The following is a 15379-nucleotide window of genomic DNA, read 5'->3' as shown; positions in this document are numbered from 1 at the left end:
CGCCGGCACTGGGTGTGCTGGCGGCGCCTCTCTTGGTCTGGGGCTGTGGTCGTCTTGTCGCAGCGTGTCGTTGTCGACGCGCGGTCGATGCTGATATGCGCGGGTTGGTTACCGCAGGACGGCGTGCGGCAGGAGTGGTCGGCTTCTCTGAGGTCGAGCGTCACGAGCTTTTTCGTGGCTCACAGCCCAATCGCGGACGGGGTTCTCCTCGCGCTGCTCGTCAAGACGGTTGACGGGCCAGGCCAAGTCTTCGTAGGCCGGCTACTCCAATATGGCTAGTGACCAGCACCAGCCGGCTAGCTCACGCGCGATCGCGGTGTTCGCGACGGTGTTCTTCTTGTGCCGGCGGGTGTAGCTGGCCCAGCGTTGGTTGAGTCGGGTGTTGCCCACGTGCGCGCGCACGCGTGCCGCTTCTGGGGCCTGTTCCCAGCGGGCTCGCAGGACCGCACCGACGGTGTAGCGGGGCTTGTGGTGCCAGGCGGCCTCGATCAGTAGCCGCCGGGCGTGGCTGTTGCCGGTCTTGGTGATCGAGCCCTGGCGGCGGGACTGGCCGCTGGAGTGCTCGGAAGGGACGAGTCCGAGGTAGGCGCCGATGCCGTTGGCGTTGAATCGCTGCCAGTCACCGAGCTCGACGGCGAGCGCGAATCCGGTCAAGGTCGAGATACCGCGCAGGCAGCACAGTCGACGTGTCACGTCGGTGAACTCGCTGTCTGCGGCGACCTGGGCGATCAGCTTGTCGAGGCGATCGCGGCGCGCGACGGCGAACTCGATGGCCTCGAGGTCGGCCTCGTAGGCGCATCGGGTGCCCAGCTCCTCGAAGCGGATCCGATGCAGCCACCCATGGTGCTTGGCCGACCAGGTCTGCCCGCCGTAGTAGACGTGTCCGTGGCGCAGCAACAGCTTCGAGACCCGGTGCCGGGCGCGCATCAGATCGCCGCGGACGTCCTCACGGGCCCTGACAAGGTCGCGTGCCGATTCTTGGGAGATCGTCGGCACCCGGACGCTGGTCACGTCGTCGTTGCGCAGCAGCTTGGCAAGTTGCAGCGCGTCACGGGCATCGGTCTTGACCCGATCACCAGCCGGACGAACGAGCTTGGACGGTGCCGCGACCTCGCACCGCAGCCCGGCCGCAGCCAGCGCTCGGGCCAATCCGAACCCCGTCGGTCCTGCCTCGTAGGTGACCGCGACCGGACCGGGCAGACGAGCCAGCCATTCCAGGACGATCTCGTTCGAGGGGATCAGCCGTTCCTTGAACAGCTCGCCGGTCGTGGTGTCGATCGCCGTCGCGACGACCGACCGTGCATGCACATCGAGTCCAACACTCGTACGCTCAGTGAACACCGGGGCCTCCTATGCCTGTGGATAGGTCGAGCAGGCCGCTCCTGCCCGATAACCCACGTTCATGCATGTGAGAGGCCCCGGCCCGCAACCCCCTCACGTCGAGGCGGTCACGTCATACCGTCTGAGACTCGGGGCGTGCAGACACCGGCCCGCGCCGCGACGGTGGCAGGATGCTGGGCATGGCAGGCGACAACACCCGACGGCGGCGTGCAGCGACCAGTGCGTCGTACTCCATCACCATGCGGCTGCACACGGATCTCGACCCGGGGCTGATCGGCCAGGTGGCGACCTGCATCGCCGGCCAGGGCGGCATCGTGACCGCGATCGACGTCACTGACTCGCGCCACGACCGCCTGGTGGTCGACGTGACCTGCTCCGCGACCGACTCCGAGCACGCCGAGGAGATCGTCGCCGCAGTGGGCGAGGTCAACGGCGTCACCGTCCACAAGGTGTCCGACCGGACCTTCCTGCTGCACCTCGGCGGCAAGATCGCGGTGGAGTCGAAGGTGCCGCTGCGCACCCGTGACGACCTGTCGATGGCGTATACGCCCGGTGTCGGGCGAGTCAGCCTCGCGCTGGCCGAGCACCCCGAGGACGTCCGCCGGCTGACGATCAAGGGCAACACGGTGGCGGTGGTGACCGACGGGTCGGCGGTCCTGGGCCTGGGGAACATCGGCCCCGGTGCCGCGCTGCCGGTGATGGAGGGCAAGGCCGCGCTGTTCAAGCGGTTCGCGAACATCGACGCCTGGCCGATCTGCCTGGCGACCCAGGACGTGGACAAGATCGTGGAGGCAGTGGTCGCGATCGCCCCCGGCTTCGGTGGCATCAACCTGGAGGACATCGCCGCTCCGCGCTGCTTCGAGGTCGAGCGCCGGCTGCGTGAGCTGCTCGACATCCCGGTCTTCCACGACGACCAGCACGGCACCGCGATCGTCGTGCTGGCCGCGCTCACCAACGCGATGCGCTGTGTCGACAAGCGGCTCGAGGACGCCCGGGTCGTGGTGTCCGGCGCTGGCGCAGCGGGCACGGCCATCGTCACCCTGCTCCTGGCAGCGGGTGCCGCGGACGTGGTCGTGGTCGACCGCGACGGAGCGCTGTGCGGCGACGACGACTCGCTGTCGCCGGCCATGGCCGATGTCGCCTCCCGCACCAACCCTCGGGGGGTGACCGGCGACCTGCACACCGCGCTGTGCGGCGCCGACGTCTTCATCGGCGTCAGCGCGCCCGGCATCCTGGAGCCTGAGTGGATCGACGACATGGCCGACGACGCGGTGGTGTTCGCCCTGGCCAACCCCGACCCGGAGGTCGACCCGGCCGAGGCGGCCAAACGGGCGGCCGTGGTCGCCAGCGGCCGCAGTGACTACCCCAACCAGATCAACAACGTGCTCGCGTTCCCTGGCGTCTTCCGCGGCCTTCTCGATGCGCGAGCCCGGGACATCACCGTGCCGATGCTGCTGCGTGCCGCCGAGGCGATCGCCCACGTGGTGACCGACGAGGAGCTCAACCCCTACTTCATCATTCCCAGCGTCTTCCACCCGGACGTCCCCGGTGCGGTCGCCGCGGCCATCAGCGGTGGCGAGCAGGCGCCCACCGACGCCTGAGTATCTGGGAATTCCGGCCGAACGGCGCGCTGCCAGCACTAGGGTGTGCGCGGGGCTGCGTGCGCAGGTCACGCGACCCGGTGATCGGAGTGCCCCGTGTCTCGACTCGCGCTCGCCGCCGCTGCGGCGCTGGCGGTCCCGTTGTTCGCTGTCTCGCCCGCGCACGCTGACGGCGGCCCCTCGTCCCCGCGACCGCCCGCCACGGCCCCGGCGACGGCTGCTGGGGCCGGCAGCGCGGGCAGCGGGTCGACGGCGCTCAGTCCCACCGACACTCCGCCGCTGACGGCGGGCCTGCGGGTGCGGATGCGCGCGCCGGGAGCCACCTCGGCAGCGCTCTCTTTCCTCGCCTCTCACCGGGACCGCTATCGGATCGCCCACCCGCACGCGGACCTGCGCCGGGTCGGCACCTCGTCGAGCGGTGGGGTGAAGGCGGTCCGCTTCGCCCAGCGATATCACGGCATTCCGGTGCTCGGTGCGCAGTACGTCGTCAGGGTTCGCGCCAGCGATGCGCGCCACGTGGTCGAGGGGACCAGCGGCCGCTACTTCGGTCACCTGGAGCCCGACCTGACCGCAACCGTGAGCACGCGGACCGCGGCGCTCGTCGCGCAGCGCGCAGTGTCCCGCACCGTCCGGAACGTGCGCGTCCACGACGGCGGCGAGGTGGTGCTCCCGTTCGGCCGCGGTCTGCTCGCCCGGCACGTGACGGTGACCGGGCGGCGGGCAGGCTCGGGGCTCCCGGTGCGCGAGGAAACCTTCGTCGCCGCCGGCCGGTCGCAGCCGGTGCTGAGCTATGACGCGATCGACTACGACACTCCGGTGGACACCACGGGCCACGGATTCCACGGCCCCGCACTCCCGTTGCAGGCCACCAGCACCGCGAGGGGCTACGTGCTGCGTGACACCACGCGAGGACACGGCATCGAGACCTACGACGCGAACCGCGAGGATCTCACTCGTTTCGCCGGGGGCGGCATCCCCTCGGGCCCGAGGCTGGTCACCTCGGCGACGATCCCGTTCACGGCGAACCCCTATGGAGCGATCGACGCCCAGTGGGGCGCCGAGCGCGTCTACGACTTCTACAAGTCCCTGGGCCGCGACGGCCTGGACGGCAAGGGCGGCCGGATCGTGTCCGTCGTCGGTGTCTCCGACCACGGCGGAGCATTCCCGAATGCCTTCTGGAACGGCGACGAGATGGTCTACGGCGTAGGCGGGGACGGCTATCGGCCGTTCTCGGCGTCCCTCGACGTGGTCGGTCACGAGATGACCCACGGAGTCGTCCAGCACTCGGCCGGGCTGCTCGGCTTCGGCCAGTCCGGCGCCCTCAACGAGGCGGTCGCCGACTACTTCGGCAACGCGATCGAGAACCAGACCCTGGGCATCAAGCCAAGCTCACCGCTCGACGGCCTGATGGGCCAGAGCCTCTGCCGCGACGAGACCCCTGCCGCCTGCGCCACCCGGAACCTCGACAAGCTGCACACCACCGCCCAGTTCGACGGCAGCGGGGACGACAACGGCGGCGTGCACGACAACTCGACGATCATGAGCGGCGCGTTCTGGCAGGCGCGCCGGATCCTCGGCATCGCCGTCGCGAACCGGGACATGTACACGCTGCTGACCCAGTACCTCACCCCGCTCTCCGACTTCCTCGACGCCCGCGCCGGCCTCCTTGCCGTGGCCAGGTCAGCAGGCGCGACCAGCACCCAGCTGGGCAGGCTGCGAGACGCGTTCCGCGTCCGTGGGGTCGTCGCCGGCTGGGAGCACAGCGTCGCCGGCATGGACAGCCGGGCGCTGTATCCCGGGATGAGCTCGGGCGGCAACGTCTCGGTGGGCGGCCGCCACTGGGTGATCACCGATGCGGGCCGGCTGGGCGACCGACGACCGTCGGTCTACGCAGGCCGCACCGACCACGCCGGCCACCGGCTGATCTCCTCGAACAGCCACCTGGTCTACGACGTGCCGTCGACCGACGGGCGTCACGCGGCCTGGTCCGCGACCGCCACCACAGCGGCCGGCACCACGGTGCGGGTCCAGCTGCGCAGCCTCTCCGGCGGTCGCACGCACACCTTGGCGTCGTACCGCCACGCCATGGTCTGGGCCACCGGCGTGGACGGCCTCACGACGGCATGGACGCTGACCACCGCCAGGGGCGGGTACAAGCTGGTGGTGCACCGGTCCGGTGGCCGGCTGCACACGGTCAGGGCATCGCCACAGCACATGCTGGGCGACTTCGACGTCTCCGGCGACACGGTCTACTACACGGTGCTCGACTTCCGTCCAGGCGGCAGCGGGCTGCTTCGCGCGTACGACGCCCGACGCGGCAGCACCCGCACCCTGGCCACGGTCCGGCCGGTGTCGAAGCAGACGGTCGCTGGCATCTACCAGCCGACGGTCGTGGGGTCCGCGGTCTACTACGTGGCTGATCGCGGCCGCCGAAGCCTGCGCGACGCCATCGTGCGGATGAGCCGCCGCACGGGGCACCAGCAGGTGCTGGTGCCCGACACCGCCCGCTACGCGCCCCGCTTCGCCTCGTTGAGCGCCAGCCGCAAGGCCGTCACCTACGAGTCGTTCGAGAGGCCACGCCTGGTCCAGATCCCGTCCACCGGCGGGAGGCGCGAGCGGGTGTCGTGCAGCCGGGGGGCGCAGACGGCCTTCGCCGCCGCCGGCGGCCGTCGAGTCCTCTGGACGGACTTCAGCGTCGGCCGGATGGACCTCGTGACCCGGGCGAGGCCCGCCGGACGCTGCTGAGCCGGATCGCCCGCGGCCGCCGTTGCGAGCGTCACCGGGCTGACGCGACGTCCGGCGGGGCCGGCTCAGGCCTTGAGCTTGTAGTCCTCCACGACCCGGCGGCCGATGATCATCCGCTGGATCTCCGAGGTGCCCTCGCCGATCAGCAGCATCGGTGCCTCGCGGTAGAGCCGCTCGATCTCGTACTCCTTGGAGAAGCCGTAGCCGCCGTGGATCCGGAACGAGCTCTCCACGACCTCGTTGCAGTACTCCGCAGCGAGGTACTTGGCCATCCCCGCCTCGAGGTCCATCCGCTCGCCGCGGTCCTTCATCCGCGCTGCCCGCACCATCAACGCGTGCGCGGCCTCGACCTTGGTCGCCATCTCGGCGATCCGGAACAGGATCGCCTGGTGCTCGATGATCGGCTTGCCGAACGTCTCGCGCTGCTGGGCGTAGGAGACACCCAGCTCGAAGGCACGGTTGGCCACCCCGACGGCACGCGAGGCGACGTTGACCCGGCCCACCTCGACGCCGTCCATCATCTGGTAGAAGCCCTTGCCCGGCTCGCCGCCGAGGATCTGCTCGGCCGAGATCTCGTGGCCCTCGAAGATCATCTCGGTGGTGTCGACGCCCTTGTAGCCCATCTTCTCGATCTTGCCGGGGATGGAGATCCCCTGGGCGACCTCGCCGAAGCCGGGCTCCTTCTCGATCAGGAACGTGGTCATGTTCTTGTAGACCGACCCGGCGCCCTCATCGGTCTTCACCAGTACGGCGACCAGCGACGACGAGCCACCGTTGGTCAGCCACATCTTCTGGCCGGTGATGGAGTAGGACCCGTCCTCCCGCTTGGTCGCCTTCGTCGTGATCGCCGAGACATCCGAGCCCAGCGCCGGCTCGGACATCGAGAACGCACCACGCAGGTCACCGGCCGCCATCCGGGGCAGGTACTTCTGCTTCTGCTCCTCGGTGCCGTGCTGCAACAGCATGTAGGCCACGATGAAGTGGGTGTTGATGATGCCCGAGACGCTCATCCAGCCACGAGCGATCTCTTCGACCACCAGCGCGTAGGTGAGCAGCGACTCGCCCAGACCGCCGTACTCCTCGGGGATCATCAGCCCGAAGATGCCGAGCTCCTTCATCCCCTCCACGATCTCGGTGGGGTACTCGTCCTTGTGCTCGAGCTCGGTGGCGACCGGAATGATCTTCGCCTCGACGAACTGACGAACGGTCTTGAGGATCTCCTCTTGGATGTCGGTGAGGCCCTCGGTCTCGCAGAGACGACCCATGTGTTCGATTCTCCTTCGGCTGGACGGCGCCGCCGATGTTACCGGCGCGTCGACATCGCTGCCATGGCGTGCGACACAGGCCACAGCGCACGGCCCTCCGTGGGCCGGTCGATGCGGGGTCCTCAGGTCGACGATCGGCGGGTCAGTCGCCCTCGGACGCGGCCGGCCAGCGCGCGCCAGCGGGGCGGAGGGGGCGGAGGGGGCGGCACCACGAGGAGTGCCTGGTCCAGCGCACGGCGGGCCGCGTTGCGCTCCTGGCGCACGGCGTAGACGTCGCCCAGCAGCTGGGCCACCAGGTCGGTCGCGATCTCGGCGACCTCGGCGTCCGTCGCCGAGCCTGCCTCGCGCCGCTCCTCGAGCCGGTCCGGGACCCGGAGGTCCTCCAGGTCCCCCACGACGTGGTAGCCGTGCTCGGCCACGTACCCGATCGCGCGGTCCGCACGGGTCCTGCACTCCTCGATCTGCGGCGGCGTGGGCCAGAAGCGGTCCCCCCCGCGCGGGACCAGGCGCTGATCGGCGAGGTAGGTGCGGATCATGGTGCCGCGCTCGTGACGGTGGCCCAGCAGGTCGCGCTCGACCAGGTGCTGGTTCACCCGTCGCAGCGTCTCGGCCTCGGCGACGCCCATCGAGGAGTTGACGAAGCCGTCCGTGGCGTAGGCGGACGGATCGACACCGATGAGACCCGCGAACCGCTGCCAGATGAGCTGCCGCGGGGCGCCGGGTCCAGGCAGCGGCAGGATGTGGACGCGATCCGTCGGCACCGCATCGGTCCACCGCTCCAGCACCTCACGCAGGTCCAGGGTGTGCCAGTGCCACACCGGCTGGGCCACTCGGCGGGCCGAGCCGGGATAGTCGGCCATCGGGCGGGTGCCCCGGTTCTTCAGGCTCTCCTGCCAGCTCGCGGTGAACAGCCCGAGCGTCTCGCGCGCGGTAAGGACGAGATGGACCTCTGCTGGTTGGAGGGCCTCGACCATCCCGCGCGCCTGCTCGGCCGTCGCCGAGGCCAGGAACTCGTGGGTGAGCAGTACCCGACCGTCGGCCTCGGCGATCTCCGCCCTGACCCGGTCCCAAGCTGCCCGCTGTCGGGTCGTCGCGGTCTCCATGACCTTGTGCTCGCACACCGCGCGTGCGGTCCACAGGTGGTCTCGAGGGCCGACACCGGGCAGCAGCACGCCGTCGTCGCGCAGCTGGTCGCGCGCGTTCCAGACGATCGTCTGAAGGTAGGTCGTGGCCGTCTTGGGCAGCCCGATATGGAGAAAGATCTGATCCGCCATCCGATGTCCCTACAGGGCCTTGGTGAAGTCGGCGATCGCGGCGTCGATCCTCTCCTGGTCGCGCGAGGCCATCGGGATCAGCAGCTCCTGCACGACGTCGGCGATCTCGGCAAGGCGGAGGTGCTGGGCGCGCAACTCGGCAAGGTCGGCCTCCAGCTCGGCGACGCGAGCCTCCAGCTCCTCCACACGTTCCTGTCGAGCTCGGAACCGGCCGGTGAGTCCTCCCGCACCGCCACTCACGCCCACTGCGCCACCACCCGTCCTGTGCGCCGGCCCAGCGGGGCCGCGTCGTCGTCGAACTCGTCAGCCTGCAGCATATGTGCCCCCGCGCGGCGCAGGAGCGCGGTGACCTCCTCCAGCCGGACCGGCCAGGCCGGGGTCTCCCCCGGCTCGCCGCCCCCGCACCAGAAGTCCGCGTAGAGCCGGCCCCCGTCGCGAAGCGCCATCGAGGCGAACCGGACCAGCGAGTCCCGGCCGAACGCCGGTGTGGCCTCCAGCACGTGGTTGGCCAGTACCGTCCGCGGTCCGGGCAGTCGGGCGATCCGGGCCCCCTCGGCGAGCACCGACCGCCACTCCTGCAGGTTCAGCCAGCGAACGTCCAGGCTGAGGCCCTCCCGCTCCGCTCTCCTGGCCGCGCGGCCGGGAGTGCCGACGAGGTAGTCGTACGCGGTCACGGCGCTGCCCTGGCGGGCGAACCACAGGCTGTCGATCCCGCGGCCGGCGCCGACGTCGAGGAGCTGGGCGGGAACGCCCCCCTCGGCGACGTACGCCGCCAGCGGCGACGGTTGCACCGGCGGCAACGAGCCGGTGGTCTGCAGGTGCGCGCGTCCCCAGAGCCGACGACGCGCACGGCTGATCCGGAAGACCTGGTCGAAGGCTCGCACCGTGCTTGCCGGGGTGGTGAACGCGAAGGCAGGGTCGGGAACCCGCCAACCCGGGCCGTACATCGCCTCGAGCAGCCGCTCCGGCTCCGCCGGCGCCGGCAGGGTGCGGCCCTCCAGCTCGCAGTTGCTGAGCGGGAAGATCCACTCCTCGCGGTACGGCGTCCGCACCTCGCCCATCAGGTAGAGCCGCTCCCCGTCGAAGTAGCCGCCGAAGACGTCGAGTCCGCGCACGAAGCCGTCGCTCTCGGTCACCAGCACCTGGAACGATCCGCCGCTGTAGCGCATCGTGTGGTAGCCGTGCGCGACCAGCCTGCGCTGGATCGCGAACGACTCCCGGATCACGTCGAACGGGTGTCGGTGCCGGCTCACGTAGCCGATGTCGGCGTCGGAGTCGTGACCGATCAGCCGACCGCTGCGCACTGCGCCGAGCAGCGTGCCGTAGGCCGGAAACGCGGCCACGCCCGCCGCGGCGAGCTCCGCGAGCACGGTCTCGAGGGAGTCCAGCAGCGGTGCGGTCTGCTCGACGGAACGGTTCTCGAAGGTGGGCACCAGCTTTCCGGACTTGTCGGTGCCCAACGGCTGGCCGCGGCTGTCGACGACGGCGATCCGCTCCGTGGAGGTGCCGAAGCGGCGTTCCTCCTCGAAGAGCGCCCGCTCGTCTCCGTGGCTGCGGACCCCGACGACCGTGACCCCGTCGAGATAGTTGCGCAGCTGCCGCGGCCACGCGGCCAGCCGCCGAGACTCGCCGACCTCCTCGGTGTCCCGCACCAGCCAGAACGACCACACCCGACGGCCATCGAACTCGACGTCCAGGGGGCCGTCCTCGCCTTCGGTGAGCACGATGCCGGTCTCGTCCACGGAGACGACCTCGCGCCCGCGCGACCGGTCCCTTGCTCGTGCCGTCACGACCGCAGGCTAGCCCAACGCCGGACCCCGATCCTGCTCAGCCGGATCAGGGCCGGAGGGCGTTCAGCCAGCACGACAACCTGCTGACCCGCGGTCAGTCCAGCTCGAGGTTGGCGTACGGGTTCGTCGGCGGGCGTGTGCGGGCGTAGTACGTCGGCGGCACCGAGACCGGGACGTGGCGCCACAGGTAGGTCAGCCAGCGGGAGTACTGCCGGTAGCTCTTGTTGTGGAAGTACCCGACGATCTCGTCGTTGTGGTACGACATGTTGGCCCAGTTCTCCGAGCCGTTCATCACGAGCTTGGCGCTCGGGTCGCTGCCGATGTGCCCGCTGATCGCCAGCACCTTCATGTGCAGATACTTGTCGTAGAGCCCGTCGCCGTTGGTGTCCTGCACGAAGTGACGCATCGGGATCGCGCCGCGTCCGCTGTGGGACTCGAGGATCTTCGCCACCGACCTTCCCCTGACGGAGTAGAGGATCGTCACCTCGCAGCCGCTGTCATAGAGCGACTTCAGGTGCCGGGAGATGCGGTTGCCCAGGGTGCCCCGGATCACCGCCTGGGCGATCTTGATCCGGGTGTGGCCGTTCACGGTCCCCCAGCCCTTGGCGCCGCTGCACCGCACCTTGCGCAGCTGCTTGGTGATCCAGTCACTGGTCCCGTGGTAGGGCAGCGCGGAGAAGCCGACGCGGCCGAAGTTCTTGACTCGATACCCGTCCTTGACCGGCTGGTCACGCCACAGCTGCCGGTAGATCTTCGAGGCGTAGTCGAACAGGCCCTTCCGGTTCGCCTCGGTGTAGAGGTCGTTCCACTGGATCCGCACCGCCGAGGAGGTGAGGTTCGGTGAGCCCCACATGGTGATGTCCCGGGCGTGGCCGACCTTGGAGAAGAGGAACAGCTTGCTGTGCAGCGTTCCGTGCGTGCCTCGGCAGGTCGCCCGGCAGGTGCGGGCACCGCTGCGCATCGCGGGCGGCCGCTTCCGGTTCCCCTTCTTCAGCGCGCGCTTCAGGGTCCAGTAGTTAGGGCTCTGCTTGGCCCGGCCGGATGCCATCACCAGCCGGACGGAGACACCTCGCTGGTGCGCACGGATCAGGGCGTGCAGGGCCGGGCGGGTGAAGAAGCTCCACGTCGCGATCCGGATGGTGGAGCCCTTCTTGGATCCGTCGATGCTCCGGATGATCTTGCGCGCGATCCGGTTGCGCTCGGGCCACGTGCCGTTGGCATCGTTGAAGACCGGGCCGGATCTCGGCGACCACGGCGTCGTCGTACGAGCAGCCACCTGCGTGGCCGCCGCCCGGGTCGCCGCCGTCGTCGGCGCCGCAAGGGCGACGACGCCCAGGACGACGGCGATCGCCAGCGTGGGCACCAGGACCCTCAACGGACGTGACATGACCATTCCCCCAATAACGAGACTCGCGGTCGGGCGACGATCACTCTAACTTGCACCGCCCACGGAAACGCGCATCGCCCGTGGATCGGCCCCGGGCCCTGCGCCCCTGATCAGCCGGTGCAGGAGCGCACCGCTTGTGCGTAGCGCTTGTCGTGGCGCAGGTCGGAGACCCGTTGGACGGGTCCGCCCCGTGCGGCGAAATAGTGGTCGCCGTACGCCTCGAGGACCTGGCCAGAGGAGCAGGCGTAGTGGTGGGAGGCGATCTCGTGGCCACCGCGTACGCATCCGTGGTAGCTCGACGGCAGCTTGTGGCCGGCGATCCAGATCCGGCTGCAGGCGGGAAGCGGCTTCGCCGGTCGGCTCTGGGTGTCCGACGGGCTCGGCGAGGAACTGGTCGTCGGCTTCGTCGACGCCGCTGCGTCACCGGGGCCGGCCGCGCTGCCGCAGCCAGCGAGCACGAAGGCCCCCAGGGCCGCCAGCATCAGCAGGCACACGGAGACGCGGGATCGCTGCATGAACCGATGCTAACAAGGCCAAGGGCCGCTGTGCTCACCTCGACGCCCACCTCGACGCGACATGGGAGCACGACACAGGGGCGCGGGTGGCGCGGACTAGTTCGATCGGGCGATTGCGCGGGGAGCCGGGAAGCGCGACGCTCCCGGAACGAGCAACTCGGGGCTCGACTCCTGCGCACCCTTCGAATCGGAGTTGGTCAACGTGTCGACCGTACGAGAAGCAACACCTGCAATGCCACGGGGGCGACGTACGACGCGTCTCCTGCTCAGTCTGCTGGCGACCGGCGGCATGGCGCTCGCCGGGACGGTCGCCACCATGCCGGCCCACGCAGCCGCGCCCAGCCCGGACTACGTCAGCCTCTACGGGGGGTCGGTCAACGTGGTGTCGTCCGCACACACGAAGCTCACCGTGGATATGTACGCATCGAAGAGCCTGGGCGCCGAGGCGTCGAAGACGGGCAACGTGTCGGTCGACGTATCCAAGCGCGACCACTCCGAGACCCACAGCTGGTACATCCCCATCCCGGCCTCCGCGATCCAGGCATCGATGAAGGGCAAGGGCAGCGTCAAGACCAAGCTCGGTCCCTACGGGAAGGTTGCCCTGAAGTTCAAGAAGTCCAAGTCCGCCAAGGTCTACAACTGCGGTGGCGCGATCAGCTCACGCACCTGGCAGGGCACGATCTCGGGCACGTTCTTCTTCAACACCAAGTCCTCCGGAAGGCACAAGTGGGGCGCTGTCGGGAGCAAGAGCAAGACCTTCCACTTCTCGACGAAGAGCTACCTGACCTTCGGCTACGCCTCGACCGGCGACTGCGGCGGAGGCACCCCAACGATTCCCTGCACCTACGGGACCACCTGGAACGTGTCGGCCTACAACAAGGCGACCCACATCTCCACGTCGCTGTACGGCTTCCTCAAGCAGGGCGCCTCCCACGCTGCCATTACGGGCAGCCGGAATACCCAGCTGGCCAGGCCCCAGGGGGCGTCACGCACCGACATCGTCACCACCAGTGCTCCGAAGCCCAAGCTGACTACCACCAGCGGCGGCGCGACACTGCTCGCGAAGGGCCCCAACAAGACGTCGGGCAAGATCACCAGCAGCAATCCGGGATACCCCGCCCTCAACACCTGCGGCAGGGGCGACAAGACCAAGTACACCCAGACCAGCTGGAGCGGTTCGTTGGTCAGCGGAAAGCACCCGCTGTCGGTACCTGCGGACATCTTCGGCGCCATTACCGTGAAGAGCGACAAGTACGCCTACTTCAGTCGGTCGAAGCCCGGCGCTCCGCCGTCGCAGGCGCAGTGACCCGCGATCCGTCGTACAACCGGGCCGGACAACCAGCCCTGAACAACCGGCGGTGACACCGCCTTTCGGGACGGGCTCACGACCTGTCGGCCACTAGGCTGACAGGTCGTGACCACCCCACGAGGCTCCACCCCCCGCGAACGCACTTCGCTTGCCTTCGCGCGGGGACCCCGGAGTACTTCGCTGCGCTCGTGCCTCCGCGGGGACGCAGAGTGAGCACCGCACCCACTCGCGTCTTCGCGGCCCGCCTCGCCGGCCTGCCCGTCTTCGACCCCCAGGGCGACCAGGTGGGCAAGGTTCGCGACATCGTCGTGGTGCTCCGCTCCGACCTCCGGCAGCCCCGGGTCGTGGGGCTCGTGGTGGAGGTCTTCGGGCGGCGGCGCATCTTCGCCCCGATGACCCGGGTGACCAACATCGACGCCGGGTCGGTGATCACCACCGGACTGCTCAACATGCGCCGGTTCGAGCAGCGCTCCACCGAGACCCTGGTCATCGGCCAGCTCCTGGACCGGCTGGTGCGGGTGCGGGCCACCGGCACCGAGGGCGTGGTCTTCGACGTCGGCATGGAACAGGCCCGCACCCGCGACTGGGTGCTGTCCCGGGTGGCGATCGCCGAAGGCACCCGCTCCAAGGGCTTCCGCCGGCGCCCGCAGACCCACGTCGTGGAGTGGGACGAGGTCGAGGGGCTGCAGCGCACCGGCACCCACGAGGGAGCCACCCACCTGATCGCGGCGCTGGCCGACCTGCGCGCCGCGGACGCCGCGACCGTCATCCACGACCTGCCCACCGACCGTCGCAGCGAGGTCGTGGCCGCGCTCGACGTCGAGCGGCTCGCCGACGTCCTCGAGGAGCTGCCCGAGGAGGACCAGGTCGAGATCCTCGGCCACCTCGATGTCGAGCGGGCCGCCGACGTCCTCGAGGAGATGTCCCCCGACGATGCCGCCGACCTGATCGCCGACCTCGCTCCCGAGACCGCGCAGCAGCTGCTCAACCTGATGCAGCCCGAGGGCGCGGAGGACGTGCGCCGCCTGATGGTCTACGGCGAGGAGACCGCCGGCGGCATGATGACCCCCGAGCCGGTCGTGCTCTCCCCCGACGCCACCGTGGCCGAGGCGCTCGCCCGCGTCCGCAACGAGGAGCTCACCCCCTCCCTCGCCGCCCTGGTGCACGTGTGCCGGCCGCCGCTCGAGACGCCCACCGGGCGACTGCTGGGGATCGCGCACATCCAGCGGCTGCTGCGGGAGCCGCCGTCGACCCTGGTCGCGGGTGTGCTGGACACCTCGATCACCTACCTGCGACCCGAGGCCACGCTCGAGGACGTGGCCACCTTCCTGGCGACCTACAACCTGGTCGCCGCCCCCGTGGTCGACGACGAGGGCAGGCTGCTGGGCACGGTCACCGTCGACGACCTCCTCGACCACCTGCTGCCCGAGGGCTGGCGCGACCGCACCATCGGGAGGGGGTGAGCACGGATGGCACGAGACCCCCAGGAGCGTCGTACGCCGCGCAACACGGAGCGCAAGCCGGACACCACGCTCGACGACCGCACCCGTTCCCGCCTGGACACCCCCCGCGAGCTGCGCCGCCGGCTGGTCCGTCGACCGAGCATGGACACCGACCGGTTCGGCGTCTTCGCCGAGCAGTTCGCCCGCTTCATGGGCACCGCGAAGTTCCTCATCTGGATGACGGTGTTCGTGGTCGTCTGGATCGGCTGGAACACGCTTGCGCCCCCGTCGCTGCGCTTCGACCGGTACGCCTTCATCTTCCTGACGCTGATGCTCAGCCTGCAGGCGTCGTACGCCGCCCCGCTGATCCTGCTCGCGCAGAACCGTCAGGAGCTGCGCGACCGCGTGGTCGCCGAGCAGGACCGGCAGGCGGACGCCGCGTCGCACGCCGACATGGAGTTCCTGGCCCGCGAGGTCGCCTCGCTGCGGATGTCCATCGGTGAGGTCGCCACCCGCGACTACGTCCGCTCCGAGCTGCGGGCGCTGCTCAACGAGCTCGACGAGAGGTCCGCGGCCATCGAGCCGGACGCCGAGGGCCGTTCCGAGGAGCAGTCCGGGGACCGGACCGGTGGGGACGCAGGCAGCGAGCCGGGGGATGAGGCGGATCACTCCGGGGGCCGGCCCACCGCCCCCTGACGGCACGTACTCTT

The 15379-nt window shown here is 69.9% G+C and carries 12 protein-coding genes; 5 read left to right on the top strand and 7 right to left on the bottom strand.

The genetic code is table 11. The annotated features are described in order from the left end of the window. Positions 1-261: 261 nt before the first annotated feature. Positions 262-1341 carry an IS110 family RNA-guided transposase gene (locus tag Q9R13_RS17040; RefSeq protein ID WP_310962367.1) on the bottom strand — a complete coding sequence of 360 codons (1080 nt, stop codon included), beginning with the start codon at positions 1339-1341 and terminating at the stop codon, positions 262-264. Positions 1342-1520: 179 nt separating this feature from the next. On the opposite strand from Q9R13_RS17040, the gene Q9R13_RS17035 reads away from it, so the two are divergent. Next, a complete protein-coding gene (locus Q9R13_RS17035) occupies positions 1521-2942 on the top strand; it encodes an NAD-dependent malic enzyme (RefSeq protein WP_310962366.1) in 1422 nt (473 codons plus the stop codon). A 96-nt stretch (positions 2943-3038) separates the two neighbouring features. Further along, a complete protein-coding gene (locus Q9R13_RS17030; protein WP_310962365.1) occupies positions 3039-5687 on the top strand; it encodes a M4 family metallopeptidase in 2649 nt (882 codons plus the stop codon). A 65-nt stretch (positions 5688-5752) separates the two neighbouring features. Here Q9R13_RS17030 and Q9R13_RS17025 read toward each other — a convergent pair whose 3' ends face one another. The 6 genes from Q9R13_RS17025 to Q9R13_RS17000 form a co-directional block, all read right to left on the bottom strand. Further along, entirely contained in the window at positions 5753-6952 is a 1200-nt protein-coding gene (locus Q9R13_RS17025) for an acyl-CoA dehydrogenase family protein (protein WP_310962364.1), read from the bottom strand. A gap of 122 nt (positions 6953-7074) precedes the next feature. Continuing rightward, positions 7075-8226 carry a hypothetical protein gene (locus tag Q9R13_RS17020; protein ID WP_310962363.1) on the bottom strand — a complete coding sequence of 384 codons (1152 nt, stop codon included), beginning with the start codon at positions 8224-8226 and terminating at the stop codon, positions 7075-7077. Positions 8227-8235: 9 nt separating this feature from the next. Next, positions 8236-8412, bottom strand: coding sequence for a DUF6752 domain-containing protein (locus Q9R13_RS17015; RefSeq protein ID WP_310962362.1), 177 nt, complete (start codon positions 8410-8412; stop codon positions 8236-8238). A 50-nt stretch (positions 8413-8462) separates the two neighbouring features. Further along, a complete protein-coding gene (locus tag Q9R13_RS17010) occupies positions 8463-10016 on the bottom strand; it encodes a class I SAM-dependent methyltransferase (protein ID WP_310962361.1) in 1554 nt (517 codons plus the stop codon). 94 nt (positions 10017-10110) lie between these two features. After that, positions 10111-11403, bottom strand: a complete 1293-nt coding sequence (locus Q9R13_RS17005; RefSeq protein ID WP_310962360.1) for a phospholipase D family protein — start codon at positions 11401-11403, stop codon at positions 10111-10113. Between the two features lie 110 nt (positions 11404-11513). After that, a complete protein-coding gene (locus Q9R13_RS17000) occupies positions 11514-11918 on the bottom strand; it encodes a hypothetical protein (protein ID WP_310962359.1) in 405 nt (134 codons plus the stop codon). Positions 11919-12150: 232 nt separating this feature from the next. On the opposite strand from Q9R13_RS17000, the gene Q9R13_RS16995 reads away from it, so the two are divergent. The 3 genes from Q9R13_RS16995 (at position 12151) to Q9R13_RS16985 (ending at position 15365) form a co-directional block, all read left to right on the top strand. Then, positions 12151-13224, top strand: coding sequence for a hypothetical protein (locus tag Q9R13_RS16995; RefSeq protein ID WP_310962358.1), 1074 nt, complete (start codon positions 12151-12153; stop codon positions 13222-13224). 212 nt (positions 13225-13436) lie between these two features. Continuing rightward, complete coding sequence (locus Q9R13_RS16990; protein ID WP_310962357.1) at positions 13437-14690, top strand: magnesium transporter MgtE N-terminal domain-containing protein; 1254 nt, start codon at positions 13437-13439, stop codon at positions 14688-14690. A gap of 6 nt (positions 14691-14696) precedes the next feature. Then, on the top strand, positions 14697-15365 hold the full coding sequence (locus Q9R13_RS16985; RefSeq protein WP_397218450.1) for a DUF1003 domain-containing protein: 669 nt from the start codon (positions 14697-14699) through the stop codon (positions 15363-15365). Positions 15366-15379 lie beyond the last annotated feature (14 nt).

Origin of the sequence: Nocardioides marmorisolisilvae (assembly GCF_031656915.1) — a bacterium.
GTDB lineage: Bacteria > Actinomycetota > Actinomycetes > Propionibacteriales > Nocardioidaceae > Marmoricola > Marmoricola terrisoli.
Note: the sequence above shows the minus strand (reverse complement) of the source record. Positions and strands in the feature narration are given on the sequence as shown.

What these genes read in the sequence shown, in the direction of transcription:
- Q9R13_RS17000 (WP_310962359.1), bottom strand. Translation starts at nt 11,918, where the DNA reads ATGCAGCGATCCCGCGTCTCCGTGTGCCTGCTGATGCTGGCGGCCCTG.
- Q9R13_RS16985 (WP_397218450.1), top strand. Translation starts at nt 14,697, where the DNA reads ATGGCACGAGACCCCCAGGAGCGTCGTACGCCGCGCAACACGGAGCGC.
- Q9R13_RS17005 (WP_310962360.1), bottom strand. Translation starts at nt 11,403, where the DNA reads ATGTCACGTCCGTTGAGGGTCCTGGTGCCCACGCTGGCGATCGCCGTC.
- Q9R13_RS17035 (WP_310962366.1), top strand. Translation starts at nt 1,521, where the DNA reads ATGGCAGGCGACAACACCCGACGGCGGCGTGCAGCGACCAGTGCGTCG.
- Q9R13_RS16995 (WP_310962358.1), top strand. Translation starts at nt 12,151, where the DNA reads ATGCCACGGGGGCGACGTACGACGCGTCTCCTGCTCAGTCTGCTGGCG.
- Q9R13_RS17025 (WP_310962364.1), bottom strand. Translation starts at nt 6,952, where the DNA reads ATGGGTCGTCTCTGCGAGACCGAGGGCCTCACCGACATCCAAGAGGAG.
- Q9R13_RS17020 (WP_310962363.1), bottom strand. Translation starts at nt 8,226, where the DNA reads ATGGCGGATCAGATCTTTCTCCATATCGGGCTGCCCAAGACGGCCACG.